This window comes from Burkholderia sp. Ac-20392 (assembly GCF_017104585.1).
Lineage (GTDB): Bacteria > Pseudomonadota > Gammaproteobacteria > Burkholderiales > Burkholderiaceae > Burkholderia > Burkholderia lata.
On record NZ_JAAGPB010001146.1, the window covers coordinates 1 to 691 of the forward strand.

Genomic DNA, 691 nt, shown 5'->3' on the forward strand with positions numbered 1-691 from the left:
TCGCATCGGGTCGTTGTGCGGCGTGGCTCATGATCCGCTCGCCGGCAGTGTGGGCAGCATCGGCGGCGGTGCGGCCGGGTCGGCCGGCAGCGGCGGATTGCCCGCGTACGACGGCGACGGCGACGCCGTCGACAGCCTCGTGGTGCGCCCGCGATTCGACACGACGACCGCACGCGGCTCGATCGCGACGACGCGTCCACCGTCCGGCAGCACGTCGCCGCGCTGCACTTCGAATTCGGCGCCGCCGTTCATCCGCAGCGTCGCGAACGCGCGCTTGCCGACCCCTTCGATCGCCGTCACCGCGAATTGCCCGGCCGGCGCACCGCCGCGCGCGCGAGCGAGCTGTGCGGATCGCTCGGCGACCTGCTGCTCGGTCTCGAGCTTCTTCAACTGCGCCTGCAGCAGCACCGTCTCGCTTTGCAACTGCGTGAGCCGCGCGGCGGTCGCGCCGTCGTCGTCGGACGACACGGGCGCCGCCGCGCGCACGGCGCCGGCGAGCATCGCCAGGCCAAGTGAGCACATCCATCGGACGCGACTATTTCGCATAGAGCACTCCTTCGAGAGTCCACTGATTGTTCTGGTAAGCGAGGCGCTGCACGCGCAGCCCCGGCACGTCGATCGCGCGCACGAATTCGGGCGGCGCGACGCCGCCGAGGCTCGCGTTCAGCCGGTACGCGCGCCACCCGACCGC

General features: G+C 71.9%; 1 protein-coding gene and 1 pseudogene. Both read right to left on the bottom strand.

Annotated features, from left to right (window positions below; genetic code table 11):
- Window positions 1-27 precede the first annotated feature (27 nt).
- Entirely contained in the window at window positions 28-522 is a 495-nt protein-coding gene (gene pilP / locus G3N99_RS41305; protein ID WP_174943788.1) for a type IV pilus biogenesis protein PilP, read from the bottom strand.
- Between the two features lie 13 nt (window positions 523-535).
- Window positions 536-691, bottom strand: a pseudogene (locus G3N99_RS41310) (pilO family protein); the annotation flags it as partial.